The following is an 18,501-nucleotide window of genomic DNA, read 5'->3' on the forward strand; positions in this document are numbered from 1 at the left end:
ACGATCTCCGATTTCCCCCCTTTTTTTTCGGAATTATTCCGAGGAAAGATCTTCCAACAAGCTCCTTTGTCGGCGGATCAAATCGCTTAATTCGTCCTCTCCGATCAGCTTGGCGCCTAACAGAGCCAAATCGTATACGGAACGAGCCAATTTTTCCGCCTTCTCCGGATGGAGACCTTTGGAAAGATTCAGGATGTTTTTAACCAGTTTTGATTGGCGGTTAAGAAGAAGGGTATGATTCTTCAGGAAGTCCCCAGGCTTTTGGCCATACATCTGTCCCATCTCGGCCAAACGTCTTAAGTGTTCGGGAAGAAGGATCACCGCAGGAATATCTTCCGACTTCAACGCCTCCGTCTTGATCTCCACCCCTTCTTTCGAAATAGATTTTGTGAAAATTTCTTTCAATCTATCTTCCGAAGTCTTGTTATCTTGGTCCGCAAGATCAGGACTTGCATCCTTATCCAAAACTTGGTCCGCAAGCTCCGAATCAACTCTCTGGAATTTCCAATCCGGGTTTTTACTTTCTAAAAATTGAAGGAAATGATTGTCTATGCGCGAATCCACAAGAAGAGCTTCCAACCCCTGAGACTTGAGAAGGTCCATATATACCGAAGAAAGTTCCGCTTCTCCTGCATAATATACTTTGCCAGAGTTCTTTTCCTTATTTCTTTCTACATATTCTTCCAGCTTCGTTAAATCACCGTTAGACGATCGGAAGAATATAAGATCCTTTGCGGACTCATAAAATTTTTCGTCGGTCATCAATCCGTACTTAACGAATAGGGAGATCTCATCCCAATTTTTACGGAATTCCTCCGGACTTTTGTTCCACTCTTCCTGTAGTTTGTCGGAAACTTTTTTAACGATATGAGAAGAGATCTTTTTTACTAAAGGGTCATTTTGTAGATACGATCTGGAAACATTCAATGGAAGATCCGGAATATCCAGAGTTCCTTGTAGAACGGTCAGAAATTGAGGCACCAACTCTTTTGCTTCGTCGGAGACAAACACATGATTGCAATAAAGTTTGATCCCCATTCGATTCGCATCTAATTCATGTTTTAGCCTTGGAAAATACAAGATCCCTTGCAACCTAAAAGGATAATCCACGTTTAAATGAACATGGAACAAAGGCTCTCCTGCAAATGGGAACAAATACTGATAAAACTCATCGTATTGTTCTTTCTTAACGGAAGAAGGTTGCTCGCTCCATAACGGGGTTTGTTTGTTCGCCTTCTCCCCTTTTACATAAATAGGAACAGGAAGAAAATCGCAATATTTACGAACTAACTCTTTCAGTTTCCAAGAATCCAAATACTCTCCGGAATCTCCGTCCAGATATAAGCTGATCTTGGTCCCTCTTTCGGATCTATCTCCCGGTTTTAAGGAAAATTCAGTACCTGACTCACTTTCCCAAACAACCGGACTACTCCCTTTCTTATAAGACTTGGTTTCTATTTTTACCTTAGAAGAAACCATAAAGCTGGAATAGAATCCCAAACCGAAATGTCCTATGATCTCAGGTTTGTCCCCTTCCGACTGGTATTTTTTTACGAATTCTTCCGCGCCGGAAAATGCGATCTGGTTGATATAACGATTCACCTCTTCGTCGGTCATCCCGATCCCGTTATCTTGGACAGTCAGTATCCGAGTTTCTTGGTCAAAGTCCAGATCGATCCTATAATCGGTCCCTCCCTCGAATTCCTCGTTCAAGGAGATTTTTTTGAGTTTAGCTATCGCATCGCATGCGTTCGAAACCAACTCTCTCAAGAATATATCTTTTTCCGAATATAACCATTTCTTAATAATCGGAAAAATATTCTCCGTTTCTACGGAGATCCTACCTTTTACTTCTTCGCTCATTCGGATTCCTCCTCTTTTAATTTATCAGATAACCAGTGTGAGATCCTAATCAGAGCTTCTTTGGAAGAAGGTCCCAATCCTTTGTAAGTTTCGGTCAATGGAACCGTGTCGGACTTCCAACTTGCAAGAAGACTAGCTTCTTCTTCCGGTAATCCCTTGGTCATCACAGAATGTTTCAAAACAAAACCTCTTTTGGAACCTATCCAGAGGTCAAGTCGTTTCAATAGTACTTCTGCTTGGCGCTTTTTACGCAATGTCAAGACGGTCAACGCACTGGCTCCTACAGATACGATGGAAAGAAGAATGGAAATTACTAAAAAAGATCCCCCCTTACTTCCTGTATCTTCGGGAATAATTGCCTGTTTTGGCATAGGAGGCCCTATCTCCAAATCGGGAAAACGAATAGAGGAAGACTCATATCTGCCTGAACTAGGATTGAAAAAAGTGAATTTCAGATCCTCCGGTTTCCAAACTCCCTTTTTTTTAGGAAGGACCGAATAGTGATAAGAGTGATTTAGATAGAACCCGAACTCTCCCGGACCAAGTTCCCTAAAATCTCTCTGCTGTCTTGTTTGCAAAAAAGTGATCTCAGGATAACAAGATGTATCACATACACTCAATAAAGGATCTCTAATAGAAGAAAGGTTTCCATTCCCTGAAATAGTCAGCTTAAACTGAAAAGGTTCTCCTAAAAAGGCAGCCTTAGGATATTCTTCTAATCCTATCTTAAAATTGCCTACTGCTCCTTTAAATTCCGGAGGAGAAGGAGAAGGCAGATCCTTTACGAATATTTTACTCGGGATCGTCTTGATACTTCTCATATGAAAAAAGGACTGTTGTCTTCCTTCCAAGTGAAATACCGTAGAACCTAAAGAATATTCACCCTTTCTCAAAGGTGTAAGAATGAAAGTTTCCTTATTATAAACTGCAGTTTCAAACTCTAACCCTTCGTAAATTACCTGCTCTGGGATCAGAAGATTGATCCCAGAAAGTGCCTCGCTCCTGAAATAAGGGAATTCTATAGAACTGGAGAAATCCCTATCTATATAAGGGTGCATTGCATTTCTGTAATATAGAGTGAAAAATCCAAGAATAGGCTCCCCTACCCAGACTTGATCCTTATTCGTCCTGAATAATACTTTTAGATCTCCGTCTTCCGGACCTTCCGTTTCTTCGCTAAAAAAGTACCGATTCGAAAAAAATCCCGAAGACTTGTTAGTAGAGGAACTTCTGGGAGAAATTTCCAAAGTCATCATTCCCGATCCCACTTTTTGTCCGTCTACTTCCACTTCTATTTCAGGCACGGAAAATCGTCCGGGTGCGGACGCCGTTAGTCTGTATTTAATTAGCTTTTTACGATATACTTTGAAGTTTACTATAGTGGTGTTTTCTTCCGTACCCCAATAAACCGCCTTGATCCCTTGTCCGGTCCATTCTTTTTCGATCAAACGAACTTGGGCCCCACCCTCTGTTTCTAATATAATAAATACCGCATCTCCAAGGTCTGCTCTAGTTTGGCTAAGATAAAATTTTGGACCTTGTGCGAATAAAGGAAAAACTCCAAATAATAAAAGAAAAAGAAAACGTTTCACCAGAATACCTCTTTGTTCCGGGAACCTGGACTTCTTCTTTTTATTGAATCCAAATCCATAGACTCCATGATGCGATCCAATTCGTCTTCCATTTTGGATTTGTTTTTATCTTTCCGGTCCTTTCCGTCACCCGACTTGGATTGTTTTTCCGCCTTCTCCTTTCCTTTAGAGCTTTGTTTAGATGCGGAAGATTTTTCTTCTTTTTCCTCCGACATACTTTCTTTATTTTCAGAGCCCTGTTTACCTTCGGGAGGAGGGAGTTTACGCAACCATTCTAGATTCTTTTTGGCAGATTCTAAATTAGGATCCTCTTTTAGAGAACGAAGATAGTGTTCCGCCGCTTTTTTTCTATCCCCTAACTTTAGATAAGAATTTCCTAAATTAAAATGAGATTGTGCTCTCAATGCAGAATCTTTTGAATCCGCGGATTTTTCAAAATGACGGATCGCCTTATCTAAATTTCCGGACTTGTATTCGCAGTCTCCTCGATTGAATTCCAATCTCGGATCTTCGGGAAAATAAGGATCTGCTTCCTTATATCTTTCCAATGAGCTTTTATAATCACCTTGTTCGTAAGAATTTTTACCTTCTTTGATCCGATTCCCTCCCGGATCCAACTCGAAAGAATAAATATCTCTTCCCCAAAATGAGAAAAGAAGCAACAGAACCGGAGCGGTTTTTTTTGAATGTTTTACTAAAAATTTTCCCCAGAACTCTATTACGAAAAAGTCGAACAACAAAAGTATAAGTGCGGGTATTAAAAACTTTTTAGCTCCTTCTGCCCTTCTTCCATTACGAATTCTTTGTCCTGTGTTTTTTTCCATGGAACCGATCCAGGACTTTATATCTCCGATCTCAGGACTTTCCGAATCCAAAGATAAAAATCTTCCCTCGTTTGCAGCCGCCAGTTCTTTTAAAAAACCTGGGTTCGATTTAGAAATGATAACCCCCGGAGAATTTTCATAGGGAGCCAAGGATCCGTCTTTTGTTAAAAAACCGTACACACGGGAGCCGTCTTCCGAGTATCCGATAGGTCCACCTGTTGGAGTTCCTACAGACCAAACCCAAACCTCGGCAGGAAATTTTACGGTACCTGGGGAATCCATATCTTCTCCGTCGGAAATCAAAACTAAAATTCGATTTCGTAATACCTGATTTGAATTCAAAATGTCTTCCGCTTTTTTAAACGCGGATTTTAGATCCGTTCCTCTATCTCCTACTATATCCACATCCAGACCTCGTACGTACTCAGAAAATGCACGAGTATCCGAAGTCATAGGACAATATACGAATGGTGAAGCGGCAAAAACGATCATGCCAAATCTGTTCCCGTTCAATTGAGGAAGAAGTCTCAAGATGGTTTCTTTCGCTCTAGCAATCCGAGAAGGACGAGTATCCACGGACTGCATAGAAAGACTTACATCCATCAAGAATAGAAAGTCCACACCTTGAGAGATTTCCTCTTCTTTAGACTTGGTCGATTCGGTTCTTTGATACGCAAAATAAGAAAGATAGAATACGAAAGCAAGCACCAAGATCCTCGTTAGAACTATATAAAAAGGCGGGACTTTGGATTCTCTCGGCAATCCTGGATACGTTTTTTTCCAACGTCTCCAATATAAATAGAATACAAGCTTAAATAAAGCGTAAGCGAAAAAGATCAGCCCAAGGGAGATCCAAAAAGATTCCAAAAAAGTTTCGCTCATAGGTAATACCGAAACACCCAAGATCGGATAAGCAGATCCAATCCCAACAATGCAAGTGCATAGGTCAGAAAAATTAAAGACTCAGATTCTCTTACTTCTTCCGGGGGGAGGACCAGAAGATCTTTTTCCAAAGAATCAATGGAAGCTAAAACTTCTCTCAACTCGCTTATATCTTCCGCCCTGTAAAATACTCCTCCTGTTTTCTTAGAAAGTATATCCAAAATTTCGAAATTTACTTCGTAAGACTGGTCCTCTTTTCCGATACCTATCGAATAAATTTTAACTCCCACACCCTTAGCGATCTCAGTTGCAGTAACCGGATCTATACGACCGGTATTAGAAGCTCCATCCGTTATAAGCACTATCACCTTCGATTTTGCGGGAGACCTACGTAATCTATAGCAGGAAAGAATAAGTGCATCTCCAATAGCGGTCCCTTGTTCAGGCACCGTTTCTTCCTCTGCTTGGCTTAATATTTCCTCTAAAACTTCCCTATCGTTTGTCAGTGGAGATTGCAGATAGGCTCCTCCTGCAAATACGACCAGCCCCAAACGATCATTTTCTCTTTTTCTAATAAACTCTTTGAGTAATTTTTTGGAGACTCCTAAACGTGTTTCAGGTAAGAAATCCCTGCTCTTAGACATGGAACCGGATACGTCTAACGCCAAAATGATGTCTACTCCCTTAGTTTCATCCGGAAGGAACCTATATCTTTTTCCGGGACCTGCCGCTGCGATCACAAACAATGTCAATGCAATCGGGCGCACTAAAGGAGCCGCCGAAGATAAAAATCGTTTCAGTGAAAACGTTTCGTATCGGACGTTCCCAGGTATACGAAGTTCAACTCCCAAGGCAGGCTCGTTTTTCCAATAAGAATAGAACGTCCAAATCCAGATCGGAATAATTAGGAAAAGATAATATGGAGCCTCCCATTCCGTCATTTGGAAAGCGCCTCCTTCCAATAATCCCAGGCTTTCAGCGCTTCGGAAGGAGAGATCTCCACTTCCTCTCCGGAATACTGTGCCCTACGAAAAGTATTCTCCCATGCTTTAACTTCCTCTTCTTCCAATCCGAAAGAATCATAGATTCGTTGGAATAGTTCCGCCTCCGTCAAATGCGCGAATGGAGCGTTCATTTTTTTGGACATATTCTCTCGAATATAACCCGACAGAACCCTATAAAATGCCCTTGCGAAAACAGGAGGGGAATTGACTATCTCGTCCAACTTACTTTCATATATTAGAATTTTCTGAACCCAGGGATCGGCTTCCACAAGTGCATCCACTGTTCTTTTGGATGCGGTTTGGTTTAGATACCATGCGTAGAAGATCCCTAAACCTAAAGCGGCCAAACCTGCAAGGATTGCTGCCAACTTCAAGCCGTACTTTCCTGAAAATTCCAGAGGCGGTAAAATCTCTTCAGGAATTTTATCTTTCTCTCCTATAGAAGAACGAACAATTAAAGCCGCTTCGGAGCGAAATTCTTTTCCGTCTTTATCCTTCCAAACGAGGGGCAAATAGAAAGTTCCGGAAGTATAATAGGCTACGTTCAATTTGATCTTCGTGTCTGAAATTTCGGATGAGATAACTTCGAATAAAGGAAGGTCCGGAGATCCGGGATCAGGATACATTCCTTTTGAAGGAACCTCTGGATTTTGGACTTCTCCATGTTGGAATTCCAACAAATACTCTGCCCTGTCTCCGATCCCTACTTCCTTAGGTTCCCAGTCCTCTTTCCAAGCAAACGCAGGCGCTGAAAAGAACACCAAACTCAAATAAAAAGTATAACATAAAAATCGAATACGATCCAAGGATCCGAGACGGCTAATCCCCGCCTTCATGACATACGTCTCCAATATTCCAGAAGTTTATTCGGATCAGTATCTTTACCTTCTAATTCCAAACATCTGGACTTAAACAAAAATTCCAGATTCTTTTTGATACTTCCGCCCACTGGAGAGGGAGTAGCCCCTGTCTCAGGATCTTTTAATAAGAAGAATTGGAAAAAACCTCCAGGAGCATTTTCTTCTAAACGATCCTTAAATCGGATGGCATGTAGAGTATGAAATCTTCTGAGGCCTGTAAGTTTTTTTAATGAAGGAAGTCCGTGAAAATCAGAAAGTATATAAGAATCGGTGTACCTTCTGATCTTATTTTTCAAGAGCACGAACGGAAGTTTAGGATCGGTTTTTAGTTTCCGATGCGGATAACAACGGACCTTCTCCAATGAAGAAAGTGCTTCTTCCGTGTTCCGGATATAACCGGTTTCCCATTCCAATCGATCCGAATAGAGCAGGATTTTGACCAGATTACCTTTTCGTATATAAAGTAAAACTAATAGAGCCAAAACCTGAAAAGCATTCTCAGCCTTAGTCCATTCCGAGCTACTCCAGTCCATAGACTCGGAAACATCCAGAAAAAAGACTCCCAGCCTTTCCTTCTCTTCGTAGAATTCTCTAACATGTAATTCTCCGAATCGAGAAGTAACATTCCAATCGATAAGTCTAGTATCATCGCCGACTGCATAAGGTCGAACATCCTTAAAGTCTACTCCCCTACCCTTTCTGGAACTTGCGGCCGTACCTTGCCTATTCCGAAGAGAAAATCCTCTCTCCTTAAAATCCAAAAGTTGGATCAGGTTTTGGTATTCTTTGCGGAACATTTTAGTCGATTAGATCAAAGCACCTGAGTCGCTTCCGAAACGATCCGAACCACGGATTCTATCCCTACATCCTCCGAGATCGCCTCGAATGTAAGTAAAATTCTATGACGAAGTATCTCAGGAAGGACCGCCTTCACATCCTCCGGAGCCACATAATCTCTTCCTTCCCATAAAGCCTTTGCTTTAGAGGCCTTGAGCAGACTTAAACTAGCCCTAGGAGAGGCCCCATGTTTTACATAAGGAAGAAGATCCGGAACTGTCTTTTCTTCAGGACGAGTGTTCCTTACCAAACGAACGATATAACTTTTTAATTTAGGCTCCACATGTACTCTATCCACAAGAGAAGAGACCTTGAGAACATCCTTAGCAGTTGCAGTTTTTTTAATACGCTTCGGACCGGCTGCAAGTTTACCGTGCTGTTCCAAGATTGCCAACTCTTCATTTATATCAGGATAATCCACCAGCACTTTCATAAAAAAACGGTCCATTTGCGCTTCCGGCAAAGGATAGGTTCCGTCTTGATCGATCGGGTTCTCTGTAGCTAATACCAAGAAAGGTCTTTCCAAGGGAAAAGTATTCTCACCTATAGTGACCGTTCTTTCTTCCATACATTCCAAAAGTGCCGATTGCACTTTTGCAGGAGCCCTATTAATCTCGTCGGCGAGTAAAACTCCTGTGAAGATCGGACCTTTGCGTGTGGTGAATTCCCCGTTTTTAGGATTAAATACGACTGTTCCGATCAAGTCTGCAGGGAGAAGGTCAGGAGTGAACTGCACTCTTTTAAAATCCAGATCCAATGCGGAAGATAAAGACTTTGCCAGAAGTGTTTTTGCAAGTCCAGGCATTCCTTCTAAAAGAACGTGGCCCTGGCAGGCTAAAGAAATGAGTAGGTTTTTAACGACTGATTCTTGGCCGGTGATCTCACCGGTAAGCTCTTGGCGGATCCGATCTAAAGTATCTTTTGCAAAATGAATATCGGATTCGGATAAGGGAATATTCTCACGGTCTTTTGCGATGGATTCCATAGTATTTCCTATTAACGTTCTGCAAGCCAACGGCCGGAACTATTCGTTCCTTGATAAGCTCCTTGGATCTTTTTACCGTCCAAGTCTCCGGTATAAGTTTGGGTAAAAGGAACATTACTACCTATCTCGGAACATCTTGCTCCCGCGCACGATCTCACAAAACGAATCGATTTGCCTGTGACTCGAATGCCCGTCAGAATCTCATTTGACCCTTTGCCCCAATTCGTAAAACGCAAGGTCGCTCCTATTCCTCCAGTCTTGCGAGGAAAAATACTCAACACACCTTTATGAATTCCAATCTGTAGTTTATACGTTCCTACAAACGATTTTTCCGCGTCACTCAAAGGTACCTGGTTAGGGTTTAAACTTTGGGCGTCCTCTAAAAATTCTATCTTTTCGACCGTTTCGAGAGGAATAGAGAAATCAGGGTCCTGCAATATTACATTTTTAGAATTTAAGGAAACCAAAGTCCCCTCTGTAAAGGAACCGCTATAGGTCACTTTTGCCTGCCGATCTATCGAACTACATCCTCGGACAAAATATCCAAGCAGGAAGAACAAAGGAGCGGCGACCAATATTCCTAGACTGATTTTTTTAAGATCGTTATTTGTAATAATTTTTTCCAAGGCAAGGATTCCCTTTTCATCTCGTGTATCCATGTTGGAATTCCAACATTAAATAGAGAAGAATTTTACAGATTGAGAAAAGCCTTTCTAAAAGCTGGAAGCCCGGAGTTGTTTTTCTCCGAGCTTTTTATACTTAAGAAATTGAAATGAACGTAAGGCTAAAGATCACTTACAGCCCTGTAGCTCTCCCATTTTAGGATTTTCTCTACCGTTCACGTAATATTTTTTACCCTGAGGCGTGGTCCAACAATCGTTTTTTTGGTTTGTCCCAGGCATAATTGGCCCTTGTCCGATCTTTGCACCGGACTCGTCATATTCGACCGCAGTACCGTTTGCTGCAATTTCAAAGGACTTCTTGCCGTTTTTATAATATGCAAACGGAAAATCAGGCTTATATTTTGCCTTCAATTCGTCCGTTTTTTCATCCATGAGTAAGAGATCGAAAAGAAGTTTTCCTTTTCCAAGGATTGTTCCGTCCTTATCATATACTTCCGCGGAACTCATCATCATTTCATTCATCATGGTCCCTTTATAAGCAGGATTTCCTGTACTCCAATAGAAGGTCCATTCTCCCTTACGAGTATGATCCCTTTGCCCTTCCGCAAAAACCTTTCCGTTTTTGTAATATTCCTTCCAAGCGCCTATTCTGAGTGATTTTCTATCCGCGCCAGAACCTTTGGGAGCATAGTTACCTTCGGATTGTGGAGATCCATTATCGTAATAGTTTTTCCAATAACCGGTTTTTAGGTCGTCGGAATTGTTTCCTTCGGAGGAGACAGTAGTTCCGTCTTTATGATAATTCGTTTCTTTACCGCTTTTTTTGCCGTCTTTGAATTCGATTACTGATTTTTTAGCGCCGTCTTCGTTATAATAATCTTTCCAGGTGCCTACTTTCTTATCGTCTGCGTAAGTACCTTCGTCGCTTAAGATACCTTTGTCCGTTTTAGACCAATATGGACCGTTCTTCTTGTCAGCCTTGTAGATTGTGCTTTCAAGTTGAGTGCCGTCTTTTGCCAGCTTTTTCTCTTCGCCTTCTTTCAATCCGGCAACATAAGGAGTTTCTCTTAAAGTTTCTCCAGTTTCGTATAATGTTTTCCAGATCCCTTCTCTTTTATCGTCTTTGTAATCGCCTACGCGGACTAGAACGGAAAATTTATTTTTTTGAAGATCTTCCTTCTCCACGTATTCTTTCCAAGAACCGTTACGTTTTAGTTTTTTGATCTGATCGGGAGTTAATGCGCTAACTTGATCCGGAGTACAAGGTTTTCCGGAGCAGTCTAAGTTAACCGGACCTTCTGCCTTTAAATTGAATGTCTCTTTGAATTTTTCTATTCTGATATTCGGCTCTAAAATTTGGAACTCGGCATTCTTGCCCTTGTTCTCAACGACGCTCGTCGAAGAACATCCGATCAAAAGAGAAATTGAAACCGCTGTGGATATAAGAGCTTGCCCCCACGGAGCCAAGCTCTTGAAGCCTGAAATTTTATCGTTATCGATAGCCGAAGATTTAGGACAGACTATAATTTTTTTCATGGGTTCGCCTTTTGGGGAAAATCTAACGAAGCAAAATTAAGGCAGACAATTCCTCTCGTCAACCTCCTTTCCCCGGCGAAATATATAGAAAGAAGGCGAATTACTCTACAGGATATCTCATTCTTAAAAAGCGTAAGAATGGGCGATAACAGTCCACGGCCATATGACCACTGTCCGCAAAAGTATTACATTCGTAGTCGGACGCTTCTGCCATATCAATGATCGGAATACCGAACTTTTGGTTGATCGGGCGAACTCTTTCCCACCATGGCGCCGGTATATTCAGTTCTTTCAGAAGATTTTCCAAAGGTAGAGAAACTTCAGGACGGACGACTAGGGTAGGAACACCTTCTTCCTTCACTTTATTTAAGATCTTTTCATAAAAGGAAAATTGCATTTCGGAAGGAGAATACTTAGGATAGATCCAGCCGATAGTGCGAATGGAACTTGCCTCTAATTTTCCGTAATCCTTCTCCATAAAACCGCCAGCAGGAGAGATTGCGTTCCCCTTATCTCTATGCAGAGAATCTATGGTCAATTTTTTGATCAGGTCGGCCTGTTCGAATTTTTTATTGGTAAGATGAGAATAGACGTTAGTGAGATAAGGTTTGTTTTTACTTACTCCGAAAAAATAATTTGCCAGATAATAGTTCACATTCTCCTTACCCAGATCCCAGGCATTGGAAAGAATGAATCTAAGGTCGAAACTATTCGCTAAATTCGATTTTTTGAATGTAGTACTATTTGCATTGAACTGAAACGGGTCCGCTTCCAAAACCAGAAAGTCGGGCTTGACGCCTGCTTCGAATAATCTTTCTAAAAAATAAAGATAGTATGCTGGAGTTGTCACGGCGGAAGAAAGATTATAAACTTCCCAATCGGGATAGAAATCCAGGATCTCTTCGTTTTTGAAGTATAACATCCTGGAAGAACCCATTAGAAGTACCAACTTTTTGTCGGACTTCTTTTCCGCATTCTTTCCGAACTTGGAGATCATCTCTTTTAGGAGATCTTGCTTAACGTCGTAATAAATATAGGTCAATTCTACTTTTACGTAGTCTCTGACCTTATCCAAAAAGAAAATTTTATCTAAAGCGAATATGAATATAAAAAGAATTACCGGATAGAATAGAAAGGGATGGGTGAAAAAATTAATTTTTTCTTTTGATTGGAGCTCGTTCTCGGACACGAACTCAAGACTCCCCGGCTGACCGGGGATGTCAATAGATTATATCAAGCAGTTGCGAGAGTTTCGGTTGCTCTACGACGTTTTTGAAGATCTGCCAACCATTCTTCGGTTGTTTTGCAGTATCCTACCAAACGTTTTACATGCATACGACGCTCAGGATGCAGGATCTCCCTCGCCTCGCGAACGATCTCTTCGACTATTTTGATATGAAAGGAAAAGTGGCTGGTGAATAAGTTAAAGTATTCTTTGTCTGTGGCGAGCCAATCTATGGATTGGATCTCATTTAAGAAGTCTTCCATCTTAGAAATATCTGAATCGAATTCGGACTCGTAAGGTGAGTTTAAGATCGAAATCGTATCTGTGATATCCGTAAGACTTTGAAAATAAGAGTCTAGTTCTGGAAAGTTCACTGTATACCGCCTTGAAAAGCCGCTCGCGATCTTGACCTCCGTTGGGAGAAGGACCGCAAGCACCCTATAATCGGGGCTCTAATGTCATCTTTTTTTAGGGACCCGAGAGTTCAAGCGGAAAACAAAAACACAATCCGACACTAAAGAGATATTCAGTTCTTCCTAAGATATTGTAATAAGTGCATACTTTCTTCGTCCCAGCCTTCCGACGCGGCCTCGATCCAATGATCGAATTTTTCTCCGGTTGGATAGCCTGAGTTCGTGAGTTTAAGAAGAGTGGAATCCCCGTCTTTTTCGAACTCTAGCTTGAGCTCTATATCGCCTGCAGGATGATCTTGCCATTGAAGTATCAACTCTTGGAAGGGAACGATCTTTTTATAAATACCTGTAGAAGTAAGTTCCCCTTCCGGACCCAAGTTCCAAGTCCAGGAAAAAGTACCGCCTAGTTTAGGACGTCCGGTTACCTTATCCGCCAACCAATGGATCAACTCTTCGTTGACAGTAACCGCGCTCCAAACTTTTTCCAAAGGAAAATCATATTTAAATTCTTTAATAATGCTTCTAGTTTCCATATAGATTTAAGTCCTTTAATGAAAGTCCTTATAAAGTTTTTTATATAATACTTTTTCCAAAAACGAAGGGGAAATATTCCTCATCCATTTTAAGAACCATCCGCTTTTATCCATTACTACAAGTCTTGAATTCGGATCTTCGATAGAGAGAATCATCTTCTCAGCAACTTCTCCCGGAGTTTTACTTTTACCCGAATAATGGGATTCCCCCAGCTTCTGACCGTCCCCGTCTATACCGTTTGCTCTTAGTTTTGTTTTAGTATAAGGAGGACAGAATATGATAAATCTAAGACCTTCTTCCGAAAGTTCGATCCGTGCTGCTTCCATAACTGCATGTAGTGCGGATTTAGAAGAAGAATAAGCGCTCCTCGCAGGGATTCCATACAACCCGCTGACTGTAGAAGTGACCATGACCGCTCCCTTATTCTTTTTCAAAAAAGGTAGAAGTCTCATTGTAAGGAAGACCGGACCGAAAAAGTTCACATCGAACGCTTTACGGAACGCTTCTATCTGAGTTTGATCGAATCTAGAATGAGCGGTTATACCTGCGTTATTAAAAAGAACATCTATGCCGTCCGTAAGTTTTGCCAACTTAGATACGGCTTTATTGATCTCTTTTTCAGAAGAAAGATCCGCCTGAATATGGAAGATTTGCGCTGGTCGTTTTTCTTTCTTCTTAGAAATCTTATGGACTAACTCCGGTTCTGACCTGGAAAGATTGATAATCTTGCAAGGGATCTGGGATAAACTTTCTAACAAAGCTTCTCCTATCCCGGAAGAGCCTCCGGTAATTACGATTGTCTTGCCTTTCCAAAGATCGGTTCGCATCGGGCTTATTCTTTTATTATGTACGACCTATTCAAGGATTATTTTCGGCTCTAATTCGGCGCGGAAGAACCGTTGGAATTAGCTTCGATCTCATCCTGGATCAATCTTGCTTCTGCACGGAATGTAATATAAGACCAAACCCAAGTGATGAAGATAGAGATCTTATTTTTAAATCCTACCTGATAGAATATATGGATAAAAAGCCAAACTACCCAGCCGAAAAATCCTCTTAGTCTGAAATTACCTACCTGAGCAACCGCATCTTGTCTACCGATAGTCGCCATACTTCCCTTGTCCAGATAGCGAAATGGTTTTCTTTTTTTGGATTTCAGATCTCCGCGGATGAGAGAAGCAACATATCTTCCTTGCTGCATTGCAACCGGAGAAACACCGGGCAACGGTTTTTCCATACCTTTGGAATAATTCGCGATATCACCTATGACAAAAACTTCAGGATGGCCCTCCACATTGCAGAACTCATCCACCATCACTCTTCCTGCTCTATCGGTAGGGACTCCTAAAGATGCTCCGATAGAATTTGCCTGTACTCCCGCAGCCCAGATTACCGTGGAAGAAGGGATTGTTCTACCTTCTATCTTGACTCCGTTTTGATCTATTTCGAGGACCTTAGTGCCGGTCAGAACTTCCACTCCCCTTTTTTCCAAACGAACCTTTGCGAATTCGCTTAACTTAGGAGCGAACGCTGCAAGAAGTCTAGGAGAAGCTTCGATCAAAGTAATCTTTGCCAAAGCAGGATCGATAGTGTGGAATTCATTTCGAACGATCTCATGAGAAAGTTCCGCGATGGAACCGGCAAGCTCCACACCTGTAGGACCTCCGCCAATGATCACATAATTCAAATGTTTTTTGGCAAGTTCAGGATCTCCCGCAAGTTCCGCTTGTTCGAAAGAAGTTAAAATTTTAGTCCGGATCGATAGAGCATCTTTTAACGATTTCAAACCGATAGAATATTTTTTCCAATGATCGTTCCCGAAATAACTTGATTTGGCCCCGGCAGCTAATATTAAATAATCATAATCTTCGGAATGCCCTTGGAAATAGACCTTTTTTGCCTGAATATCTATCTTTTCTACTTCGCCCAAATAAACTGTAACGTTCTTTTTATCCCCGATAAGAGATCTTGTTGGAATTGCAATGTCTGCAGGGCTCAAAACCGCGGTGGCTACTTGGTATAATAAAGGTTGGAACAAATGATGATTTTTTTTATCGATTGCTACGATCTCCAAATCTTCTTCTTTGGATAATTTTTTGATTGCTTGCAATCCCCCGAAACCTACGCCGATCACTACTACTTTCTTTCTTTCACCCTTAGGCATTCTTTACTCCATTTTTACTCAAGACATATTCCAGAAAACCTTCCGAAGCCTCGAAAACGATCTGGTGAACTTCTTCGAAGTCCTTTAAAGTTCCATAATATGGATCAGGTACATCGGAATCTTTTCCTTGTCCCTTTTGGAACTTTCTGAACAAATGAATTTTTTTTCTTTCTTCCTCATTCGAAGCAAGCGTTCCCAGATCCTTATGGTTGGATCTGTCCATCGCCAGAATAAAGTCGTAATATTCAAAATCGGCTCTTTTAAATTGCCTAGCCTTATGAGTGAGTTCTATTCCCTTTTTACGGGCAGTCTGTCTAGTCCTAGGGTCGGCCAATTCCCCGATATGATAACGAGAAGTGCCGCAGGAATCCACTTCGAAAAGAGAAGAAAGTCCCCTCTTCTCCAATAGATCCAAAAATGCACCTTCAGCCGCTGGAGATCTGCAGATATTTCCCAAACATACGAAGAGGACTTTGTAGATATTCGATGAGTCTGGAGTTCCTACCATGTCCAAAAACCTTTATCTAGGCCCGATCTTCTCCCATAAAAATTCCGGAAGAGATTTCATCAGAACCCCGATCAATGCCCAAGGAAACCAAGGAACTGTCGCAGATCGAACTCCGGATTCTATCCTATTGTAAATTTTTTTAGCGCCTTTTTCTGCGGAAACAAGAAAAGGACGGGATTTCAACTTTTGATTAATCGGAGTATCGATAAAGCCCGGATGGATGACTGTAACCTTCACACCGAATTGTCTGACTTCTCCCCTTAACGCTTCTAAATAAGTGGAAACCGCAGCCTTGGAGGTGGAATAACTTGCCGAACCGGGAAGACCTCTAAAAGAAGCGACGGAAGAAATTCCTACGATTTGCCCTTTTTTCTGATCTCTAAAGATAGGTTGCAAAGCTGAGATGCCTGCCATAAGCCCGATCAAATTCGTATCGATTACCTTCTTATCCGCTTCGAAACTTTTTTGGCCGAAAGAGGAGTTAGTGGAAATTCCGGCATTTGCAATGAACAGATCCACTCCGCCAAGTTCCTTAGCAAGTTTAGGAAGAACTTTAAAATTATCGGCGGATTCAGAAACATCCAAGGAAGCCAAGATTACCTTTCCTCCTGCGTTAAAGGATCGGATCTCTTTTGCGATGTCCTCCAGAACATTTTTTCTTCTGGAAGTGATAGCCAGATCATGACCTTCCTTTCCATATAAAAGAGCAAGCTCTCTGCCGATACCGGAACTAGCTCCAGTGATAATAACTTTTTTCTTATTCGGACCTTTGGACATAGATGAAACCGCCAAGTAATTCATTAAATTGGTTTACCCATAAGGTGGAAAAGAATTATTTTACCAGTATTCCATAACAAACCCTAAAGTTAGGAGTTCCTACCAGGACTCAAGCCCCACACTACTCGAAGCAAAATGCGAAGCCTACAAGAAGAACTAAAAGAAAAAGAAGCGGAAATCCAAAAACTCAAGGAATTATTGGAACTCTACGAAAGAGTTTCCAAGCTGGGAGAAGTAGAATTACTCACAGCTGAACAGACCCTTAACGCCCACGAAACCACAGCAAATCTAGCCAGAAACGAACTTATAGAAATGAGGGATAGGTTCAAAGGACTGGGCCAAGTCAATTCCGAGCGAAAAACCGCAATCTTAGAGATCGTGAATGATAAAGAAGCTCCTCTACCTAGCCTTGCCAATAAATTCGAAGAGATGGGAAAGAAGGACGATTACTTTTATTCGGACTTTTTTAGGATTATCGCAAACCTAGATCTACCGGAATCCGAAGCCAGATCTCTTTGGAAAGAGATCTACGCGCATGCAGAAAGTTTAAGCAAACAATTGGGCAGAAGTATGAACTTCGTAGTCGCACTTTTAGATTATATTTATCTAAAGAACAGACTAATAGAAAACCCTAAGATCGTGGATATCTACTCTTTCGAAGAGATCATCCTAAACGCAGTCATAGACGAAGGAACGGGCATCTACAATAGGAGATATTTCAATCTAGTACTGAATAAAGAGATCACTAGAAGCAAAAGATATAAAAGAAGTTTCTGCCTATTTTTGTTCGATCTGGACAATTTCAAAAAGATCAATGATACAAAGGGGCATTCTTTCGGAGACGATATCCTAAAACTGGTAGCCGGAACCCTTATGTATGCCTTTAGGACGGAGGACATCAGTTGTCGGGTCGGAGGAGAAGAATTTGCGGTTATTCTTCCGGAAACCACTAAAGAGAACGCAAGAGTGGCAATCGAAAGATTCAGGACTTATCTAAGAAATTCCTCTAAAAACGATTTTGGAATAGAAGTCACAGTCTCAGGAGGAGTCGCAGAATATCCTGCAGACGCAGACGAAAGTAATAGATTATATTCGCTCACAGACGCAAAACTATACGAGGCAAAAGCTGCGGGCAAAGACCGCATTACGTATACCTGATCACTTATCGTCTATCTGATATTCAATCTCTTTCGTAGTAATTTCGTTCAGCTTAGAGATCAAAAGTTCGTTCGTATTCGCCAAACGATCCGCCAAAATCCTCACCATCTTAGCGGCAAACTCAGGATTCGCGAGTAGATACCTTTCCAATTGTTGTTTGGATTCCACCGCAACCATTTCGGTATCCATTACCGCTCTCGCAGTGGCAGTTCTAGGCTTGGCTCTGAATAAAGCCATTTCTCCGAAAAAATCTCCCTTCTTCATTAAAGCCAAACGAGTAGCGGAGTTTTTATGAGTAAAAAATATTTCAACAGTCCCAGAGGTGATGATATACATCGAGTTGTTCAACTCGCCTTCTCTGAAAATAATTTGGCCGGCCTGGATATTAATTTTATTCATGAATTCCTAACTTTCAATTTAGACCGAAACATCTAAAAATCCGGTCCGTCTTATCTGACTTGGAAACTTTTCGTTTCCTAACTGACGGATCAAAATCCGACAGCCCTCAGAATATATCATCGGGTCAGAAAAGCCAATCTTTGAGCCAATTACGGGGGAAGGAACTCCCCTCCCCTATTCGATTTTCCAAGAGAGACTTGTTAGATTCGTCACAAATTGACGTTGGATCACTGCAGAATTATGTCTCATTAAAATGAGGTAATTTAGGGAATGGGGGGCGGCCCCACTCGCAGCGACCCATAGGGAATCGGTGGCCG

General features: G+C 41.5%; 18 protein-coding genes and 1 pseudogene. 1 reads left to right on the plus strand and 18 read right to left on the minus strand.

The features are described 5' to 3' along the window. Positions 1-33: 33 nt before the first annotated feature. The 17 genes and pseudogenes from htpG to LEP1GSC185_RS11920 form a co-directional block, all read right to left on the minus strand. Positions 34-1,863 carry a molecular chaperone HtpG gene (htpG, locus tag LEP1GSC185_RS11845; protein WP_008588998.1) on the minus strand — a complete coding sequence of 610 codons (1,830 nt, stop codon included), beginning with the start codon at positions 1,861-1,863 and terminating at the stop codon, positions 34-36. Continuing rightward, on the minus strand, positions 1,860-3,455 hold the full coding sequence (locus LEP1GSC185_RS11850) for a BatD family protein (RefSeq protein WP_008588847.1): 1,596 nt from the start codon (positions 3,453-3,455) through the stop codon (positions 1,860-1,862). Before LEP1GSC185_RS11850 ends, htpG begins: the two co-directional genes overlap by 4 nt. Next, on the minus strand, positions 3,452-4,117 hold the full coding sequence (gene batC / locus LEP1GSC185_RS20275; RefSeq protein ID WP_420864563.1) for a TPR repeat-containing protein BatC: 666 nt from the start codon (positions 4,115-4,117) through the stop codon (positions 3,452-3,454). Before batC ends, LEP1GSC185_RS11850 begins: the two co-directional genes overlap by 4 nt. A gap of 45 nt (positions 4,118-4,162) precedes the next feature. Further along, positions 4,163-5,161 (minus strand): annotated as a pseudogene (gene batB, locus LEP1GSC185_RS20280) (VWA domain-containing protein BatB); the annotation flags it as partial. After that, on the minus strand, positions 5,158-6,102 hold the full coding sequence (batA, locus tag LEP1GSC185_RS11860; protein ID WP_008588813.1) for a VWA domain-containing protein BatA: 945 nt from the start codon (positions 6,100-6,102) through the stop codon (positions 5,158-5,160). The gene batA and the pseudogene batB, both read right to left, overlap by 4 nt. Next, a complete protein-coding gene (locus LEP1GSC185_RS11865) occupies positions 6,099-7,001 on the minus strand; it encodes an LB_053 family protein (protein WP_008589094.1) in 903 nt (300 codons plus the stop codon). The genes batA and LEP1GSC185_RS11865 overlap by 4 nt, the downstream gene beginning before the upstream one ends. After that, entirely contained in the window at positions 6,998-7,822 is an 825-nt protein-coding gene (locus LEP1GSC185_RS11870; RefSeq protein WP_008588725.1) for a DUF58 domain-containing protein, read from the minus strand. The genes LEP1GSC185_RS11865 and LEP1GSC185_RS11870 overlap by 4 nt, the downstream gene beginning before the upstream one ends. Before the next feature lie 14 nt (positions 7,823-7,836). Next, positions 7,837-8,847 carry an AAA family ATPase gene (locus LEP1GSC185_RS11875; RefSeq protein WP_008588770.1) on the minus strand — a complete coding sequence of 337 codons (1,011 nt, stop codon included), beginning with the start codon at positions 8,845-8,847 and terminating at the stop codon, positions 7,837-7,839. A gap of 11 nt (positions 8,848-8,858) precedes the next feature. Further along, positions 8,859-9,506: an LIC20036 family protein gene (locus LEP1GSC185_RS11880; protein WP_008589231.1), complete on the minus strand. Its 648-nt coding sequence runs from the start codon at positions 9,504-9,506 to the stop codon at positions 8,859-8,861. Between the two features lie 132 nt (positions 9,507-9,638). Further along, the gene (locus tag LEP1GSC185_RS11885; protein ID WP_008589084.1) at positions 9,639-11,006 is read right to left on the minus strand and encodes an LIC20035 family adhesin; all 1,368 of its coding nucleotides are present in this window, start codon (positions 11,004-11,006) and stop codon (positions 9,639-9,641) included. 100 nt (positions 11,007-11,106) lie between these two features. Then, a complete protein-coding gene (locus LEP1GSC185_RS11890) occupies positions 11,107-12,195 on the minus strand; it encodes a DUF1574 domain-containing protein (RefSeq protein ID WP_008588951.1) in 1,089 nt (362 codons plus the stop codon). A 44-nt stretch (positions 12,196-12,239) separates the two neighbouring features. Continuing rightward, entirely contained in the window at positions 12,240-12,605 is a 366-nt protein-coding gene (locus tag LEP1GSC185_RS11895) for a hypothetical protein (protein WP_008589019.1), read from the minus strand. A 152-nt stretch (positions 12,606-12,757) separates the two neighbouring features. Next, on the minus strand, positions 12,758-13,177 hold the full coding sequence (locus LEP1GSC185_RS11900) for an SRPBCC family protein (RefSeq protein WP_008589210.1): 420 nt from the start codon (positions 13,175-13,177) through the stop codon (positions 12,758-12,760). Positions 13,178-13,192: 15 nt separating this feature from the next. Next, entirely contained in the window at positions 13,193-14,005 is an 813-nt protein-coding gene (locus tag LEP1GSC185_RS11905) for an SDR family oxidoreductase (protein WP_008588746.1), read from the minus strand. A 50-nt stretch (positions 14,006-14,055) separates the two neighbouring features. Then, positions 14,056-15,342, minus strand: coding sequence for an NAD(P)/FAD-dependent oxidoreductase (locus LEP1GSC185_RS11910; protein WP_008589077.1), 1,287 nt, complete (start codon positions 15,340-15,342; stop codon positions 14,056-14,058). Continuing rightward, a complete protein-coding gene (locus LEP1GSC185_RS11915; RefSeq protein ID WP_008588996.1) occupies positions 15,335-15,850 on the minus strand; it encodes a low molecular weight protein-tyrosine-phosphatase in 516 nt (171 codons plus the stop codon). The genes LEP1GSC185_RS11910 and LEP1GSC185_RS11915 overlap by 8 nt, the downstream gene beginning before the upstream one ends. A 12-nt stretch (positions 15,851-15,862) precedes the next feature. Continuing rightward, the gene (locus LEP1GSC185_RS11920) at positions 15,863-16,627 is read right to left on the minus strand and encodes an SDR family NAD(P)-dependent oxidoreductase (RefSeq protein WP_008589275.1); all 765 of its coding nucleotides are present in this window, start codon (positions 16,625-16,627) and stop codon (positions 15,863-15,865) included. Between the two features lie 135 nt (positions 16,628-16,762). Between LEP1GSC185_RS11920 and LEP1GSC185_RS11925 the strand changes: the two genes are divergently transcribed. Continuing rightward, the gene (locus LEP1GSC185_RS11925) at positions 16,763-17,785 is read left to right on the plus strand and encodes a GGDEF domain-containing protein (RefSeq protein ID WP_008588943.1); all 1,023 of its coding nucleotides are present in this window, start codon (positions 16,763-16,765) and stop codon (positions 17,783-17,785) included. Here the strand turns inward: LEP1GSC185_RS11925 and LEP1GSC185_RS11930 are convergent, their stop codons facing one another. Next, complete coding sequence (locus LEP1GSC185_RS11930) at positions 17,786-18,184, minus strand: cyclic nucleotide-binding domain-containing protein (RefSeq protein WP_008589074.1); 399 nt, start codon at positions 18,182-18,184, stop codon at positions 17,786-17,788. Between the last annotated feature and the right edge of the window lie 317 nt (positions 18,185-18,501).

Source organism: Leptospira licerasiae serovar Varillal str. VAR 010 (assembly GCF_000244755.1).
GTDB classification, from domain to species: Bacteria; Spirochaetota; Leptospiria; order Leptospirales; family Leptospiraceae; genus Leptospira_B; species Leptospira_B licerasiae.